This is a genomic window from Rhodoferax sp. U2-2l (assembly GCF_020594515.1).
GTDB lineage: Bacteria > Pseudomonadota > Gammaproteobacteria > Burkholderiales > Burkholderiaceae_C > Rhodoferax.
Genome location: NZ_JAJCTH010000015.1, coordinates 125558 through 141712 on the forward strand (window position 1 = coordinate 125558; position 16155 = coordinate 141712).

A 16155-nucleotide genomic window follows, 5' to 3' on the forward strand; every position below is an offset into this window, starting at 1 on the left:
GGTAATCGCTTTGACCGGCCGGTACGTGGCCAGCCCCACTGTTGCGCCGCAGCGTTTCGGCGTAAGCTCAGACTTCCTCTTGAGCCGACCGAGATGGACACCCCACCCACACTCCCCGCACCGGTTTTCAGCGCCCGTGGCCTGACCAAGGTGTATGGCGCGGGCGACACCGCCGTGCACGCCTTGCGCGGGGTGAACCTGGACATCGTGCAAGGTGAATTTGTGGTGCTGCTGGGGGCCTCCGGCAGCGGCAAGTCGACCCTGCTCAATATTCTGGGCGGCCTGGACAGCGCCACCAGCGGCTCGGCCTGCTGGACCCATGCGGGCCAGACGCACGAACTCATTGGCGCCGGCGATGCCGAGCTGACACGTTACCGGCGCGAGCATGTGGGCTTTGTGTTCCAGTTCTACAACCTGATCCCCAGCCTGACCGCGCGTGAAAACGTGGCGCTGGTGACCGACCTGGCCACGGACCCAATGCGCCCTGAAGACGCGCTGGCACTGGTGGGCCTGGGTGAACGCATGAACCACTTTGTCTCGCAACTCTCGGGCGGTGAGCAGCAACGCGTGGCGATTGCCCGGGCGATTGCCAAAAACCCCGCCGTGTTGCTGTGTGATGAGCCCACCGGCGCGCTCGATTGCGCCACCGGCGTGATGGTGCTGCAGGCCATTGAGCAGGTGAACCACACGCTGGGCACCACCACCGTGGTCATCACCCACAACGCGCCCATTGCCGAGATGGCCGACCGGGTGCTGCGCCTGGCCGATGGTCGCATTGTGGAAGAGCGCGCCAACCCACACAAAGTCGCGGCCGCCAGCCTGGCCTGGTAAACCATGAAAGCCCTCCACATCAAACTCTGGCGCGACCTGACCCGGCTGCGGGCCCAGATGGCCACGATTGCGCTGGTGGTGGCGATCGGGGTGGCCGGGTTTGTCGGCATGTTCTCGGTGCATGCCTCGCTGCAGGGCTCGCGTGATGACTTTTACCGCGACAACCGGCTGGCCGATGTGTTTGCCAGCGTCAAACGTGCCCCGGTCCACCTGCGTGAGCGCCTGGCCGCCTTGCCCGGTGTGGCCGAGGTCAAGCTCGATGTGGTGTTTGACGCCCAGGTGGACCTGCCCGGCGTGGCGCCGCCGGTGACCGGGCGCTTCATCGGGGTGGCACTGGCGCAGTTGCACGCCAACCGCCAGGGCATGAACGCGCTGACCCTGAAACGCGGGCGCTGGCCAGAGGCGGGCAGCGTGTTGGAAGCCATGGTCAGCGACCGTTTTGCGGCGGCGCGCCAGCTGAATCCCGGCGACAGCGTGTTTGCCATCCTGAACGGCAAACGCGAACGCCTGTTGCTGGTCGGCACGGTGGCGTCGCCCGAATACGTGTTTGCCTCGCAGGGCGGTGCGCCGGATGACCAGTCGTTTGGCATCTGGTGGGTTGATGCAGAGCGCATGCTGGAAGCCTTTGACATGCAGGGCGCGTTCAACCAGCTGGCACTTCGGCTGGACACCGGCGCCGCGGTGCAGCCGGTGATCGCCGGTGTGGATCACCTGCTGGCACCGTATGGGGCCATTGGTGCGACCGGGCGCGACAAGCTGTTGTCGGCCAAGATTGTGGAAGACGAACTGGCCTCACTCAAGGTGATGGGCACGGTGCTGCCGTCTATTTTTCTGGCGGTGGCCATGTTCATCCTGAATGTGGTGCTGAGCCGCCAGGTGGCCACCCAGCGCAGCCAGATTGCCGCGCTCAAGGCGCTGGGCTACAGCGACGGCGCCATTGCCTGGCACTACATCCAGCTGGCGCTGGTGATTGCCGGGCTGGGTGTCTTGGTAGGTCTGGGCGTGAGTGAGCTGATCGGTCGTGCCATGCTGGGGCTGTATGACGAGGTGTTTCGTTTCAACGGCCTGGCCTATGGCACCAACCCGTGGCTGGTTGTCACCTCGGTGCTGATCGCCGCCAGCGCCGCGGCATTGGGTACCTGGACCGCCATCCATGCCGTGGTGCGGCTCAAACCCGCGCTAGCCATGTTGCCGCCAGCGCCGCCCAGCTTCAAGCCCACGCTGATCGAGCGGCTCGGCCTGGGCCACCGGGTCAGCACCGGCGCCATGATGGTGATCCGCAACTTCGAGCGCCGCCCGCTGCGCGCCGCCCTGACCGTGACCGGTATTGCGCTGGCGGTGGCGTTGCAAATCTCAGGCGCGTTCTGGCTGGATGCCATCGCCCACATCGTGGATGTGCAGTTCCGCCAGGTGCAGCAGGGCGATGTGCTGGTCAACTTCCAGCGCCCGGTGCCGCTCAGTGTGGTGCAGGATTTGAAGCGTCTGCCCGGCGTGATGGCCGCCGAGCCCTACCGCACCGAGCCGGTGCGCTTGCACCTGCGTGGCCGCAGCGAAGACACGGCGCTGACCGGCTACCGCACGGACGCCCAGCTGATGCGGGTGGTGGACGAGCAACGCGGCGCGGTGCCCATGCCCAGCCACGGCGTGGTGCTGTCGGCGCTGCTGGCGCGCGCGCTCGATGCGCGGGTGGGGGACCATCTGGCGCTGGAGTTCCGCCTGTGGCGCCAGGTGCACACCGAGGTCGAGGTGGTCGACATCGTCCACACCCTGTTTGGCAAACTGCTGTACATGAACCTGGAGACCATGAACGCCCTGGCGCGCGATGGCGATGGTGTGGCCGACGCGGTGTTGCAGGTGGACCCGCAGGCCATGGACCCCTTCTGGGCCGCCGTGAAAGCGGCGCCACTGATCAATGCGGTGTTTGACAAAGCCGGTTCCATGGCCAACTTCAACAAAACCACCTCGCGCAACATGGGTGTCTTCAGCGGCATCCTGACGCTGTTTGCTGTGGCGATGGCGGTGGGCATCATCTACAACGCGGCGCGGATTTCGCTGTCCGAGCGCGCCTGGGAGCTGGCCAGCCTGCGGGTGCTGGGCATGACCCGCGCCGAGGTGTCGATTTTGCTGCTGGCCGAGCTCGGCGCCGAGTTACTGCTGGCGTTGCCGGTGGGCGCCGTGTTGGGCTGGCTGCTGGCCACGCTGATGATGCAGTTGATGTCGTCTGATGCGATTGATTTTTCGGTCGTGATCGAGCCGTCCACCTACGCCTCGGCCGGGCTGATTGTGCTGGCGGCAGGCATCGCCAGCGCGTTGCTGGTGCGCCGCCAGATCGACCGGCTGGACCTGGTGGCTGTTTTGAAAGTACGCGAATGAACGAGAAAACCCCTGTCAAAAAATCCCGGCGCTGGCTGGTCGGCGCGCTAGCGCTGGCCGCAGCGGCCGCGTTGCTGGTGGCCGTCTACCGCCCGCGCCCGCTGCCGGTGGAGGTAGCCACCGTGCGCATCGGCACCTTTGAGCAGGCCATCGAAGAAGATGGCCGCCTGCGCGTCACAACCCGCTACATCGTGGCCGCACCCACCCAGGCGGCGCTGCTGCGCCCAAGCCTCAAGGTGGGTGATGTGGTGAAAGCCGGTGACCTGCTGGTGACCCTGGAGCCCGCCGCGCCGCAGATGATCGACGCCCGCACCCGCAGTGTGTTGCAGCAACGCGTCGGCAGTGCCGATGCCGCCCGCCACGCCGCCGCCGCCCAGGTGCAACGCGCCCGCACCGAGCTGGCACGCGCCACCCTGGAGGCCGATCGCGCCAGCCAACTGGCACAAGACAACTTCATTTCCGCCGCCGCCCGCGATCAGGCCACGCTGGCCCGCCAGGCCACCCAGCAGGCGCTCAGCGCCGCACAGGCCGAACAAGGTGTGGCCGACCACGCCCTGGCCGAAGCCCGTGCCGCGCTGGCCCGCGCCGAACCCACCGCCGCAGGCCAGGCCAGCGGGCGCTGGCACCTCACCAGCCCGGTGGACGGTCAGGTGCTCAAGCTGTACCAGGACAGCGCCGTGACCGTCACAGCCGGGCAGCCGCTGCTGGAAATCGGCAACACCGCGGCCATGGAAGCGGTGATCGACGTGTTGTCGGGCGAGGTGGCCCGCATCCGGCCCGGCGCGCCCGTGCAGTTGTCACCCGGCGGCGGCGCGCCCGCCATGGCGGGCCAGGTCACCCGGGTCGAGCCGGTGGCGTTCACCAAGGTATCGGCGCTGGGCATCGAGGAGCAACGCGTGAATGTGGTGGTGGACCTGCCGCCGTCCAGCGCCGCGCAGCTGGGCGACGGCTACCGGGTGGATGCCCGCATCACCGTGTTGTCCCAGCCCAACGCCCTGCTGGTGCCCACGGCCGCGCTGGTGCGCGACGGCGCGCAATGGCGCGTGTTGGTCGTCACCGCTGGCCACGCCCGCGCCAGGCCGGTGTTATTGCACGACAGAAATGCCGAGGTGGCCTGGCTCAAGGATGGGTTGCGCGAAGGGGAGCAGGTGGTGTTGTACCCCGGCAGTCTGGTGACCGATGGGCAGGCGGTACGTGTGGCTTCGCAGGCCAAGAAAGTTGATGTGCCTTGATATCCGCGCAGTTTTCAGAACGCTGACCACTGGCTCATCAGAAATGTTCATCCCAAGTCATGGGGGCTGGTGGGGGCTACAGGAGGCCCTTGAGACGGGCTCGGCAAGGTCTGCGCGGCCATCTGGTTGAATGGCCTCGGCGCTGTGACTGGTGCGGCTGGCGGGGATCGAACCCACGACCCTTGGCTTCGGAGAGTAGAAAAATTGATCTACTTGCGAATGTATCAAATGACGTGAGACCGCACTAATCTCCATCATACGGTTCTAACCTATTGTTTCCATTTGATTTTTTTGTGAGCGTCGGTTCTGTGGATTTGCACCGCACAAGGACTAATGTCACACCAAGTCGGCAAAAACAAACTCGCCAAGTCTCGATAGAAAACTTATTGCAAATGACCATTGCTCTGCTGCAGAGTTTCCAAAAAAGATACGGAGCATGCAATATGGCGGCCCATCCTCCTTAAGTGGACAGCATCATTTGACGTTCTCCGCTACGTAGCGGTGTCAGAATTTTTGTGTAAACAGGGCAGACATTAGTTGACGAAGATTCGATCTCCGTGTGGCCTTACATCTCCTGCAAGTGGCTCTGGATCTCGCGCACAGTCATGCCACGGGCGAACAGGGAAATGATCTTGTCGTCAAAACCTGCCCAGCGGATCTGGTGCTTGGGAATGAGTTGGGGCTCAAAGCTGCCGTGGCGGTCACGGGGTATTTCGATGGGCAATTCACCGAACGCACCCTTGAGGGTCTTCTCCACCAGCCGTCTGGTGAGCTGCTTGAGCAGGCTGTGCTCGCCTATCAAGTCTTCAGGCTGCTTGTAGTCGGCCAGCAGGCTGGCCAGCAGTTCTTCGGATAGTTCGTACTTCTTGATTGTCATTGTGTTTACGGACATGCGGGCTCACGCCTGCGTTGGATTGTCCGCTTACACAAAATCCTGTACAACCTCCTTACTGACGGACCAAATATCGGTCTCCTATCGGCCGTATTGAATCCGAGTGCGATATCGTCACATCTTTTCAAAAACCACATCCTGCGCGCCTTGCCATAACACGGTCGTGCCAAGTTTGCGCAAGTGTTGTCGGCCTTCGACGATGGTCAGAAAGTGGTTGCCGGCCAGCGGGCCCATCTTGCTGGCGAAGCTGCAGGCGCCGTAAGCGAGGATGATTTCGGTCTCGCTGTAGCCGCCAGGGTAGAACAGAATGTCGCCCACCGAGGGGTGGCTGGTGTGGTTCTCGAATCCCACGCCCAGTTGAAACTCGCCCAGCGGTACCCACACGCCCTCGCCGCTCCAGCGGACGTGGATCAGCTTCTGCCTGTAGGGCAGCAGATTCATGAAAGCCGCCACCGTGAGCGGCGCATCGGGGTGCGTCTCGGCGATGAAGGTGTGGCCAGCAGCGGTAATGCGTATGCGTGTCATAGGTGATGTTTTGTTTGTTGGATTCAGGAACCGGGCTGGCCGATCCACTTGCTGACGGTTGGGGGTGTCCAGGCGGCCAGCGCATCGAGCAAGCGCGCCGGGTCGGTTTCGATCACGAACATGTCGCGGTGCTCAGGCTTGAGAAACCCTTCGTCGGTGGCGGTTTCCAGCAGGGCGCGTAGCGGGCAGTAGAAGCCGCGTACGTCCAGCGCAGCGCATGCCTTTTGGTGGTCACCCAGCTGCGTCAGCGTAGCGGCTTCGAGCAGTTCCTCCAGAGTTCCCAGGCCGCCTGGTAGTGCGATGAAGGCGTCGGCCAGTTCGGACATGCGCGCCTTGCGGGCCCGCATGTCAGGTGCGATCTCGTGGCGTGTCAATCCATCGTGCAGATGGCCACGGTCGTGCAGGCGCTGGGTGATGACGCCCACGACCGTGCCGCCTGCAGCCAATGCGGCGTCGGCCACCACGCCCATCAGGCCCTTGTGCGTGCCGCCGTAGACCAGCGTCAGGCTGCGCTGCGCGAGTAGTGTGCCCAGCTGCGCGGCGGCCACCGCGTATTCGGGCGCAGCACCGAAATTGGAGCCGCAGAACACGGCCACGCTGCTCAGCGGCGGCTTCATGCCATCACCACGCTGCCGCTGCTGTCCTTGCGCTGTGCCCAGCCGGTCATGCGGCGTTCCAGGAACGCCGAGGCGACATAGAGCATCACGCCCATCACGGCCAGGATGACGAGGCCGGCAAACACCATGGGCACGTCGAAGTTGCCACTAGCGATGATCATCACGTTGCCGATGCCCTTGTTGGCAGCCACCGTTTCAGCCAGCACCGTGCCCACAAACGCCAGCGTGATGGCGATCTTGAGCGACGCGAACAGGTAAGGCAGGGCACGCGGCAAACTCACATTCCAGAGGATGTCGAGCTTCTTGGCGCCCAGAACGCGCAGCACGTCTTCCAGTTCGGGCTCGGTGTTGGCCAGGCCCGTGGCCACGTTCACCACCACAGGGAAGATGCTGATGACCATGGACGTGAGCACTGCTGGCACGGTACCAGCGCCGAACCACACCACGAAGAGGGGCACCACGGCGACCTTGGGGATGCTGCTGAATCCCACCAACAGCGGGTACGCCACATCGTAGGCGAGCTTGGACGATCCGATGATCATACCGACAACGATCCCGATCGACACTCCGAGAGCGAAGCCGGTGAGCGTGGTGTAGATGGTCTGCACCGTGTGCGGCCACAGGAGCGGCATCTTGGTCCAGAGCACATCGGCGATCTGCGAAGGTCGAGGCAAGATCAAGTCGGACACGCCGGAGGCGAGGCAAGCCAGCTCCCATAGCACGAAGAAGCCGATCAGTGCAGTCGCGGAGAGCAGGCGCTGCCGGGTTTGGGGGTTCAATGCGTTCATGCGGACACCTTCATCAGGTTGAGGGCAGGGACGGTTTCAGGCGGGTCGCCCTCTACCGGCGTTCGTGCGTGCGAGATGCGCATGCGAAGTTGCTGGACCAGCGTGGCGAACTCGGGCGAGTAGCTCATCTCCAGCGTTCGCGGGCGGGCAAACGGCACTTCACGCTCTTCCAGGATACGGCCCGGACGGGCGCTCATCACGGCGATCCGGTTGGCCAGGAACGCCGACTCGCGCAAGTCGTGCGTGACCAGCAGAACGGTCGGACGCTGCGTCATCCAAAGCGATTGCAGGATGGCCCAGAGCTCTTCGCGTGTGAACTGGTCCAGGGCACCGAAGGGCTCGTCGAGCAACAGCAGCTGAGGCTCATGCACCAGGGCGCGACACAGCGAGGCGCGCTGCAGCATGCCGCCCGACAGCTGCCAGGGCCGCTTGTCGCCGAAGCCTTTGAGGCCGACCTGGGCCAGCAGCGCATCGGCGCGCTCGGCGTATTCACCCTTCTTTTTTCTGGCCCAGTCTTGCCGGAAAGGCTCGACGATCTTCAACGGGATCATCACGTTTTCGCGGATCGTCAGCCAGGGCAGCATGGTGGGGTTCTGGAACGCCAGACCGATGCGCACCTTGGCGGCCAAGCCACCCACCGCCTCGACGCTGGGGCCGGTGCCGGCCATCACGACTTCGCGCTTGGCCACCACCACGCCGCCCGAGCTGGGCTTGAGGAGTCCGGCCACCAGTTTGAGGATCGTGCTTTTCCCGCAACCGCTGGGGCCCACGAGCGCCACGAAGTCGCCTTGGGGGATGCGCAGATCGGTCTGTGCCAGCGCCAGGGTGCCGCCACCGTATTGCAGCGTGACGTTGCTCAGTTCGATAAAGGGATCAGTCATGTGCAGCTCCTGTGGTTTCAACGCGCACGAGTGCGGCCACGGGACCGCCTCCTGCAGGGCCTTGGTGTTCGGCACCGCCGGACACGTACAGCGCGGTTTGCCCGACCACCGATGCCAGAACGGCGCCCACAGCGGCGCGTGCATGACGTGTGGAATTGATGTCTGAATCGTTCAGCATGGTGTGTCTTTCGCCGCGCACACGGCCATCGGGACTGGCTTCGGCCTTGGCCAGCAGATTGACCAGGCGCTGCTGAAGCATCGGGCTGTCGGGGTCGATGTCGAAATGTTCGCGCAGCAGCCGGCGCACACTGGCGCTGTCCACCGCATCGCGCATGACGGTGTGGCCGATCCGAATGGGGGAGGCGGCACCGGCGGCTTCGCCGAGGACGATGACCACGTTGTGTTCCAGCTCAATGCCGGCCGATGCAGAGGCATGGCTTGAATGCAGCGTCCAGTCGGAGAGCACTACCGAGTCCTCGACGCTTGGCAGCGGCACCTCGCCCAGCGCCACTGCCACGCCCAGCGCCGAGGCGCCGCGCGAGAAGCCCATCGACTCGTAGGCATCGTGCGTCACCAGTTCTTGGCCTCGTGCCAGCGCCGCCTGCACCTTGTCCGCCGTCAGCAGGGGGCACTTGACTTGGACAAAATGAACATCTGCTTCATCCGAAATGCCGGCATCGGCCATCGCCGCCCGCGTGGCGTCGGCCGTGGCCACGATCTGGGCGCGCCGTCCGATCTCCTCGGGATGAAAATCCCGGGTATGGGCAATGCCCACCACCAAACGCTTTTGCCCATGGCCCGGAGCGGGTGCCCAGCCTCTGGCAAACACCGTGAAATGCGGCGAGAGCACCCCTTCGGTCCCACCGGACATCACCAGCGCCACGCGATCGGCCACCTGGGCCGGGCTGCACGCTAGGTGCGTCGCCAGGAAGTGGCACCAGCTGGTGGCGGCAAAATCTCGCGTGTGGTCGTTGACGCAGCCGTTGCCCTCGGTCTTGCCCATCACGGCCACGATCTGCGATGCTTGCAGGGCACCCTGATCCATCAGCGCCTGCACGCCGCGCAAATCACCGGGGTTGCTGCACGGCACCCGGAACACCTCAACGCATTGCACCGTGTTCATCGTTCGACCTCGGCCGCGGGCAGCGCGTTGGGCCGCACGCCTGGCGGCGGCGTGAGGATCGCGCTGGTGTAGTGCTGCTGGTTGCGCGGCTGTGGCAGTGGCATGGCCTGGATACCCTTGACAGAACAGCCATGGGTGATGGCTTCTTCCATCAGCTTGCCGTGCTGCATGACGAAACGACCGCGCAGCAACGTGTGCACCGGGTAGCCCTGCACGGCGCGATCGTGCCAGGGGGACAGCTTGCTGATGGACTTCAGGCGGCCTTGTGACAGCGTGCCGGTTTGTGCCATGTCCACAAAGGCGATGTCGGCGTGCGCGCCCACGGCAATCACGCCTTTGGTGCCGTACAGGCCCCAGGCCTTGGCGGGTGCTACCGCGCTCCACTTGACGTAGTCCATGAGCGTGGCACGTTGGCGGTTCACCTGCGTCAACATCAGCGGCATCTGTGTTTCCACGCCGGGGAAGCCGCAGTCGCAGGCCCAGATGCTCTCGCGCGTCTTCTCTTCGGGCGTGTGCGGCGCGTGGTCAGTCGCGATCATGTCTAGGGTTCCGTCCATCAGGGCCTCCCACAAGGGCTGGTTGTGGCGCGGCTCGCGTACCGGAGGATTAACGCGCAGGATACCGCCCAGGCGCAGGATGTCATCGGTGTTGAGCAACAGGTACTGCGGGCAGGTTTCGGCCGTGACGTCAACGCCCCTGGCCTTGGCCGCGCGCAGCAGGTAGAGCGAATCGGCCGCGCTGTGGTGTGCGATGTGCACACGGGCGCCGGTCCACTCAGCCAGTGTCAACACGCGACCGATGGCTTCGATCTCGGCCACCGCCGGACGCGCATCCAGGTGGGCCTGCGCATCGATGCGGCCCGCTTCCTGTAGCGCCTTCTGGCGCCGGGCCATGATGGAACTGTTCTCCGCATGCACCACGGTGCGAATGCCCAGAGGCGCCAGCTTCTCGAAACCTTCCAGCAACGCGCCGTCCGTGGGGGCGGGCAGGTTGCCGAAGGTGTTGCCAACAAACGCTTTGAAGCTGGTGGCACCCGCGTCCAGCAGGTCTTCGAGGAGGTGCACCGTTTCGTCGCCGAATAGGGCGTGAATGCCAAAATCGCAGAAGCTGCGCTCGGCCGCCTTCAGCTTCATGGCCAATGCTTCCCGCGTGCCCGTGGCTGGGTTGGTGTTGGGCATGTCGAAAACGGTCGTGACCCCTCCGCAGGCCGCCGCGGCGCTGCCGGTCTGCCAGTTTTCCTTGTGCGGGTAGCCGGGGTCCCGAAAATGCACATGGCTGTCAATGGCGCCGGGCAGCAGGTACAGCCCGTCGGCGCGCATCTCACGGGTGGCCGAGGGCATCACGTCGTCGTGTCCCACCGCCACGATGCGCTCGCCATCGATGGCCACGCTGGCTTCGATGATGCGGTCGGGTGAAACGATCTTTCCACCACGAATGACCAGGTCAACGTTCTTCATTCTTCTATCTCCAGGGTTCAAGGGGTTGAGGCAAGCGCCCGGCGCGGTTACAGGCTGGCCCAGCCGCCGTCGACGGGGAGGTCCACGCCGGTGATCTGGCGGCTCACGTCGCTGGCCAGGAAAAGGCAGGCGTTGGCCACGTCGGTATCGGTGGACACGCGCTTGAGCGCATAGTCGGCGGCGTGGCGCGTCATCGCCTCTTCTAGTGTGATGCCCAGCTTGCTGGCCATGTTGGCGCACACCTTTTCTCGAAAGCGGGGGCCGTCGACCATGCCCGGCGCCACACAGTTGACGTTGATATTGAACGGCCCCGCTTCGAGCGCGAAGCTCTTGGTGATGCCGCGCAGTCCCCATTTGCTGGCCGAGTACGCCATGCGGCCGGCGCGTCCGCGCATGCCGAAGGTGCCGCCCACATTGACCACCTTGCCGGCCCGCTGGGCGATCATGGTGGGCAGCACGGCATGCATGGTGTTAAAGCAGCCAGTCATGTTGAGTTCGACGATCTCGTTGAACTCCTCCGTGCTGGTCTCCCAGCCGGTCTTGCCGATCGGGCCCGAGCCGCCGGCCACGTTGACCAGCACGTCGATACGCCCGTAGGCCTCCAGCGCATGGCGGGCCAAGGCCTCGGTTTGCACCGACTGGGTCAGATCGCAGGGCACAACGATGACGGGAACACCGAACTGCCGGGCCTCGACTGCCACCGGCTCGATGGCAGCCGTGTCGCGACCGGCCAGCACGAGTTGGCTGCCGTGTTCGGCAAAGGCCAGCGTCACCGCGCGACCCATGCCCTTGGCCGGTCCGGTGATGACGACCACTTTGTGATTGAGTTGGAGATCCATTGCGTGTCCTTGTTGATTCAGAGCTTGCTGGCGCGCTCGGTGCGAGGGGGCAGGAAACTGCGGTCGAAGACTTCCGCATTGCTGGGCGTGCGTGGCAGGCTGTTGGCGTCCACCACCATCGAGATGGCGCGCTTCAGACGCTCAGGATCCACATCGCCCAGGCCGATCCGGGCGATCTCGGGGTGGTTCATCTCTTCTTTGATGGTGGCCAGCAGGCGCTCCTTCTCCACTTCTCGCTTGAGCAGTGGTTCGCGCTTCATCACCGTGTCCATGGCTGCCTCGGTGTTGGTCAGCGTGTCATTGATGGCCCGGTTCACGGCCTTGATGAAGCCGGTCACGGCCTTGGGGTTGTCGCGCGCAAAGCTACGGCTGAAGACGATGGCGTTGGAGTACAGGTCCATGCCGTAGTCGGCATAGTTGATGAAGCGCAACTCTTTCGCGGGGTCGATGCCCACCAGCTTGGCGCTGAAGTACACCGTGTTGGTGAAGCCGAAGATGGCGTCTACCTGGCCGCGCAGCAGCATCTGCTCGCGCAGGTTGGGCGCCATGTGGGTGATGTTGACCTTGCTCGCATCAATTTTGGCCACCTTGGCAAGCGCCGGGAACAGCCGCAGCGCGCCGTCGTTGGCCGGGCCGCCGACCGTCTTGCCCTCCAGGTCCTTGGGGGTCTTGATCGGGCTGTCTTTCTTCACCACCACGGTGAAGGGCGGCGTGTTGTAGACCATGTACACCCCCACCGGGGCCTCTGCGGGGCGCGTGGCAGCCAGGTTGATCAGCGCGTTGATGTCACCAAAGCCGGCCTGGTAGGCACCGGCTGCCACCTTGGTGATAGAGGCAGACGAGCCTTCGCCCTGGTCGATCTCCACGTCCAGGCCCTCTTCTTTGAAATAACCCTTGTCCTGGGCCATGAAGAACCAGGCCTGCGGGCCCTGATACTTCCAGTTGAGGACCATCTTGATCTTGGTTTGTGCCTGAGCCGGTGCCGACAGCACCACCAGGGAAGCACTGGTCAGCAAGGCGGTTAGTAAAGTACGCATGCGCAGCATGGGAGGGTTCTCCTTAAGTTGAGGGAGTGGAGGAAACGCGGCGCTTCGGGCTCAGCGCCGCCAGGGCGGAAACGAGGTCGGTGCTGCGCGCGGTGAAGCCGTGCAGCTGTTCAACGATGTGGTGGATGGCCCGCGTGACATAGGCGGGCGAGGGCGTGCTGCAGGCGTCTCGCAGCAGCACACAGTCGTAGCCCAGGAAGCCGGCGTCTTGTAGCGTGCTGAACACACAGCGATCGGTGTTGACGCCGGCAAACAGCAACGTGGTGACGCCACGCAGGCGCAGGATGCTGTCGAGCTCGTTGTCCCAGAAGCCGCTGAGGCGGTGCTTGAAGACGGTGATATCGGTGTCGGCCACGCTGAGCTCGTCGACCACCTGTGCACCCCACTCACCGGGCACCAGCGATCGGCCACGGTCCTCGGGCGAGGCTTCGCCATAGCCCACCCCGTCGGTGCTGCACTTGCCTCGGAACTGCACGTTTGGGGGCAGGTTTAGCCGGTCGGCGCGCACCCCCCAGTTCAACCACAGCACCGTCCCACCAGCAGCGCGCCAGATGGGCAGCAGCGCGGCAATCGCAGGGATGGGTTTGCGCATGGGCCGGACCTGGATTCCCTTTTGCCCAAACCAGCCCTTGGGGTGGCAGAAATCGTTCTGCATGTCGACCACCACCAGCACGCTGCGCACGATATCGAGCTTGATGCACTGCGGCTGGGCATCAATGTGCACCGCTTTGGCGCTCATGGCTGGGCGCACCAGGTCAATGCCATCAGCACCCAAGTGCCAGGCGTTGTGCGCCACCGGGCCAAAGCAGGCAGATACAGACGGCGGGGTGGGCGCTGTGGGTGCACAAGAGGGGCGTGGAGCGTTCTTCATGGCGATCACACACGCACCGACCATGCCATTCGGTGCTGAACCTTCGTGCCGAATAACGCTACCTGTGTTGCCGTTTCGGCAACGGATCGGGCATCCTTCCTGCAAGGCCCCCTTCATGAACCACTTGCGCTTTCTCAAATACTTCGACGAGGTCGCTCGCGTCGGCTCGATCCGCCAAGCCGCCGAGTCCTTGCATGTCGCACCGTCTGCGGTGAATCGGCGCATTCAAGATCTGGAAGACGAGCTGGGTGTTCCTCTTTTCGAGCGGCTGCCGCGCGGCATGCGGCTGACCGCCGCCGGGGAGCTGTTTGTGCAGTACGTGCGCGGGCGGGCCAGCGCGCTGGAGGAGGTGCGCTCAGAGATTGAGGAGTTGCAGGGCTTGCGCCGCGGGAGCGTCAAGCTGGTGGCCAGCCAGGCGCTGGCGCCTGAATTCATGCCCCAACTGGTGGCCGACTTTCGTCGCACGCACCCTCTGGTGGATTTCCATGTCCATATTGGTGATCACGTACAGGCCCTGCGAGCCCTGCGGGCGTTCGAGACCGACTTCGTGCTCGTTTTCAATCTGACCCATGAGCCCGACCTTCAGGTGGTCGCGCAATTCGAGCAACGGCTCGTGGCTACCATGCACCGCAGCCACCCGCTGGCGCAGCGCGCCGGCGGTGTTCGGCTGCGCGAGTGCATGGACTATCCCCTGGTTTTGCCCAACCGCGAAGCGGGTGGCCGAAAACTGCTAGAGCGCTACCTGATGCGCAGCAGCGTGAAGCTGCGAGCGGTGGTCGAGAGCAACAGCTTCGAGTTTCTGCACGGCTGCTTACAGCATGGTCACGCGATTTCTTTTCAGATCGCCATTGGCGCCGTACACAAAAGCGGGCAGATAGTGGCCCGTGAGATCACTGATCGGCAGTTCCCCAGCGGTCACCTGGTGCTTGCCCACTTGCGAGGTCGTCAGCTGCCAGTGATTGCCCACGCATTCATGGCTGCTGTCATGTCGTCGCTAGAAGAAGCTTCGCCGAAGCTCGAATAGGAAGAGGCGTGAGCACGCTCTCTAGCAAGCTGCTGAATACACCCTCACCTCTCCCGGCAAGGCGCTCGGTCCGCGGTTAGCGTCTACCTCGCGGACCAAGCGTCTTGCCGACGACGGCCCGCTTAGCACCAGAGCAAATGCTGGCCAGCCGGGTATCGGCCAGGGGCACCCTCAGGGCACTGGGATACTCATACAGGGAGCTGCTTGCAAAGTTGATTGATGAACTGCATCCACAGGTTCGCAGACGCATAGTGGTCAGCATCGTTTGACGCAAAACCCATTGCCGAGCAAAATTCAATCAGTACCGTTTAGCGGTGCACACGCTGATCAAGTGTCAGCCTTCAACTCTGCATCAATGCAGCCGGGTTTCTGATTGTTGTCTGACAGCAGACAGCCGTCAGATCGCCAAATCCGGACATCCAACGATCTTCGACCATTTCGTCGAGGATCACCCGAAAACATTAGTTCTCGGTTCAAACCTGCACAGTGGCACCGACAGCGTGACCTCTGTGACCCCAACTCTGTTTATTTCACGCCCACATTGGGCATTTATCCGCTATCAAAAAATAGCGGCCAATTTGGACTCGCCATGCCTTATTTATTAGAAGACCCTCGCTCTGCTGTTTTGGATGTGCCGATATCTAGGGATACGGCGTCATGAAGCGCGGCGAGATATTTGATGCTGATTCTGCGCGATATTTGAGGCTTGTTTCTATTTCGCTGTATGCAACGAAATTGCCCAACAGGAAACGCCAGAAACACACGGCGCGCTACCGGTTCAAACGATGTTCAGATATCTATGGTGAGTACGCAACTCACGCGCAGGGGCACCAGCCGCTGTTGTCAGGGTCTTTGTCGGGGTTCACAACGTGTCAGCCTCAATAAACAGCGCATCAATCTGCGCATCGGTCAGGCCCAAGGCGGCCTGCAGGACGGCCAGCGTCGGCCAGGCGCGGTCAATGGACGTGGCGCGCTCCCAATCGATCTGCACATAGCGTGGCGCAGCAGCAATGGCTGCCTCCACATCTGCCAGCAGTCCAGCCGCTTCCAGCGCCTGGCAGCCCTGGCGGATCGTGACTGACTGCGGCACGACCACCACGGGTGGATCAAGGTCCGCAGTGGCAAGGTGTGCCTCATAGTCGGCCTCGTCGGCAAAGGTGTAGAAGTGCGTCGGGATGCCGCCGAATACCCGCCGGGGCGTAGCTGGCGTGACCTTGTATGCAGCCCACTCTGCCACCGGGTGCGTGGTGTTGACGTGGTAGCCTGGCAGGGCAACAGGCGGTGTGTCGTCTGCGGGCGCGGTGTAGAGCACACCAATGTCGTCGATTTGGATCATGGTGTGTGTCCTTATGCGCTGAGGGCTTGGAGGTGGGACGGCAGACTTTTCGGGAAATACAGGATGCGGGCGATGGTGCCGTTGAGTTGGCCGATTGACGCCAAATGACACCCGATGTTGAGGCGAGTTGCTACAAAAATCCCGGCCTCAGAGTCGGTAGCCAAACCACTGCCATTCGTTGCCACGTTGTAGTTATGAATGGCGGAGTAAAAGGGAGCCACTCGGCGGTGTGATTGGGTACCAGTCCCAAGCCTATCCTGTGATCCAAGATTGGATCTGGAGAGGCAGAGAGGATGTACACAGAAGTGGACCTATACGCC

Annotated in this window: 14 protein-coding genes and 1 pseudogene; 4 read left to right on the plus strand and 11 right to left on the minus strand. The window is 63.5% G+C overall.

Annotated features, from left to right (window positions below):
* Positions 1-93: 93 nt before the first annotated feature.
* The 3 genes from LHU53_RS14425 to LHU53_RS14435 are packed head-to-tail and all read left to right on the plus strand — an operon-like array spanning position 94 to position 4436.
* Positions 94-831 carry an ABC transporter ATP-binding protein gene (locus LHU53_RS14425; protein WP_227333359.1) on the plus strand — a complete coding sequence of 246 codons (738 nt, stop codon included), beginning with the start codon at positions 94-96 and terminating at the stop codon, positions 829-831.
* A 3-nt stretch (positions 832-834) separates the two neighbouring features.
* Positions 835-3204, plus strand: a complete 2370-nt coding sequence (locus LHU53_RS14430) for an ABC transporter permease (RefSeq protein WP_227333360.1) — start codon at positions 835-837, stop codon at positions 3202-3204.
* The gene (locus LHU53_RS14435; protein WP_227333361.1) at positions 3201-4436 is read left to right on the plus strand and encodes an efflux RND transporter periplasmic adaptor subunit; all 1236 of its coding nucleotides are present in this window, start codon (positions 3201-3203) and stop codon (positions 4434-4436) included. The genes LHU53_RS14430 and LHU53_RS14435 overlap by 4 nt, the downstream gene beginning before the upstream one ends.
* A gap of 568 nt (positions 4437-5004) precedes the next feature.
* Here the strand turns inward: LHU53_RS14435 and LHU53_RS14440 are convergent.
* From LHU53_RS14440 to LHU53_RS14485, 10 genes and pseudogenes are all read right to left on the minus strand, one after another.
* Positions 5005-5313, minus strand: a pseudogene (locus tag LHU53_RS14440) (transposase); the annotation flags it as partial.
* 129 nt (positions 5314-5442) lie between these two features.
* Positions 5443-5853 (minus strand): DUF3830 family protein, encoded by a 411-nt coding sequence (locus tag LHU53_RS14445; RefSeq protein ID WP_227333362.1) that lies wholly within the window; start codon positions 5851-5853, stop codon positions 5443-5445.
* A 23-nt stretch (positions 5854-5876) separates the two neighbouring features.
* The gene (locus LHU53_RS14450; RefSeq protein ID WP_227333363.1) at positions 5877-6470 is read right to left on the minus strand and encodes a TIGR00730 family Rossman fold protein; all 594 of its coding nucleotides are present in this window, start codon (positions 6468-6470) and stop codon (positions 5877-5879) included.
* On the minus strand, positions 6467-7258 hold the full coding sequence (locus LHU53_RS14455; RefSeq protein ID WP_227333364.1) for an ABC transporter permease: 792 nt from the start codon (positions 7256-7258) through the stop codon (positions 6467-6469). The genes LHU53_RS14450 and LHU53_RS14455 overlap by 4 nt, the downstream gene beginning before the upstream one ends.
* On the minus strand, positions 7255-8139 hold the full coding sequence (locus tag LHU53_RS14460) for an ABC transporter ATP-binding protein (RefSeq protein ID WP_227333365.1): 885 nt from the start codon (positions 8137-8139) through the stop codon (positions 7255-7257). The genes LHU53_RS14455 and LHU53_RS14460 overlap by 4 nt, the downstream gene beginning before the upstream one ends.
* On the minus strand, positions 8132-9262 hold the full coding sequence (locus tag LHU53_RS14465; protein ID WP_227333366.1) for a ring-opening amidohydrolase: 1131 nt from the start codon (positions 9260-9262) through the stop codon (positions 8132-8134). Before LHU53_RS14465 ends, LHU53_RS14460 begins: the two co-directional genes overlap by 8 nt.
* A complete protein-coding gene (locus LHU53_RS14470) occupies positions 9259-10719 on the minus strand; it encodes a dihydroorotase family protein (protein ID WP_227333367.1) in 1461 nt (486 codons plus the stop codon). The genes LHU53_RS14465 and LHU53_RS14470 overlap by 4 nt, the downstream gene beginning before the upstream one ends.
* Before the next feature lie 47 nt (positions 10720-10766).
* Positions 10767-11558 (minus strand): SDR family NAD(P)-dependent oxidoreductase, encoded by a 792-nt coding sequence (locus LHU53_RS14475; protein ID WP_227333368.1) that lies wholly within the window; start codon positions 11556-11558, stop codon positions 10767-10769.
* 17 nt (positions 11559-11575) lie between these two features.
* Positions 11576-12595 carry an ABC transporter substrate-binding protein gene (locus tag LHU53_RS14480; RefSeq protein ID WP_227333369.1) on the minus strand — a complete coding sequence of 340 codons (1020 nt, stop codon included), beginning with the start codon at positions 12593-12595 and terminating at the stop codon, positions 11576-11578.
* A 22-nt stretch (positions 12596-12617) separates the two neighbouring features.
* Positions 12618-13475, minus strand: coding sequence for an isochorismatase family cysteine hydrolase (locus tag LHU53_RS14485; RefSeq protein WP_227333370.1), 858 nt, complete (start codon positions 13473-13475; stop codon positions 12618-12620).
* Between the two features lie 115 nt (positions 13476-13590).
* Between LHU53_RS14485 and LHU53_RS14490 the strand changes: the two genes are divergently transcribed.
* Positions 13591-14499, plus strand: a complete 909-nt coding sequence (locus LHU53_RS14490; protein ID WP_227333371.1) for a LysR family transcriptional regulator — start codon at positions 13591-13593, stop codon at positions 14497-14499.
* 862 nt (positions 14500-15361) lie between these two features.
* Here LHU53_RS14490 and LHU53_RS14495 read toward each other — a convergent pair.
* Entirely contained in the window at positions 15362-15835 is a 474-nt protein-coding gene (locus LHU53_RS14495) for a hypothetical protein (protein WP_227333372.1), read from the minus strand.
* Positions 15836-16155 lie beyond the last annotated feature (320 nt).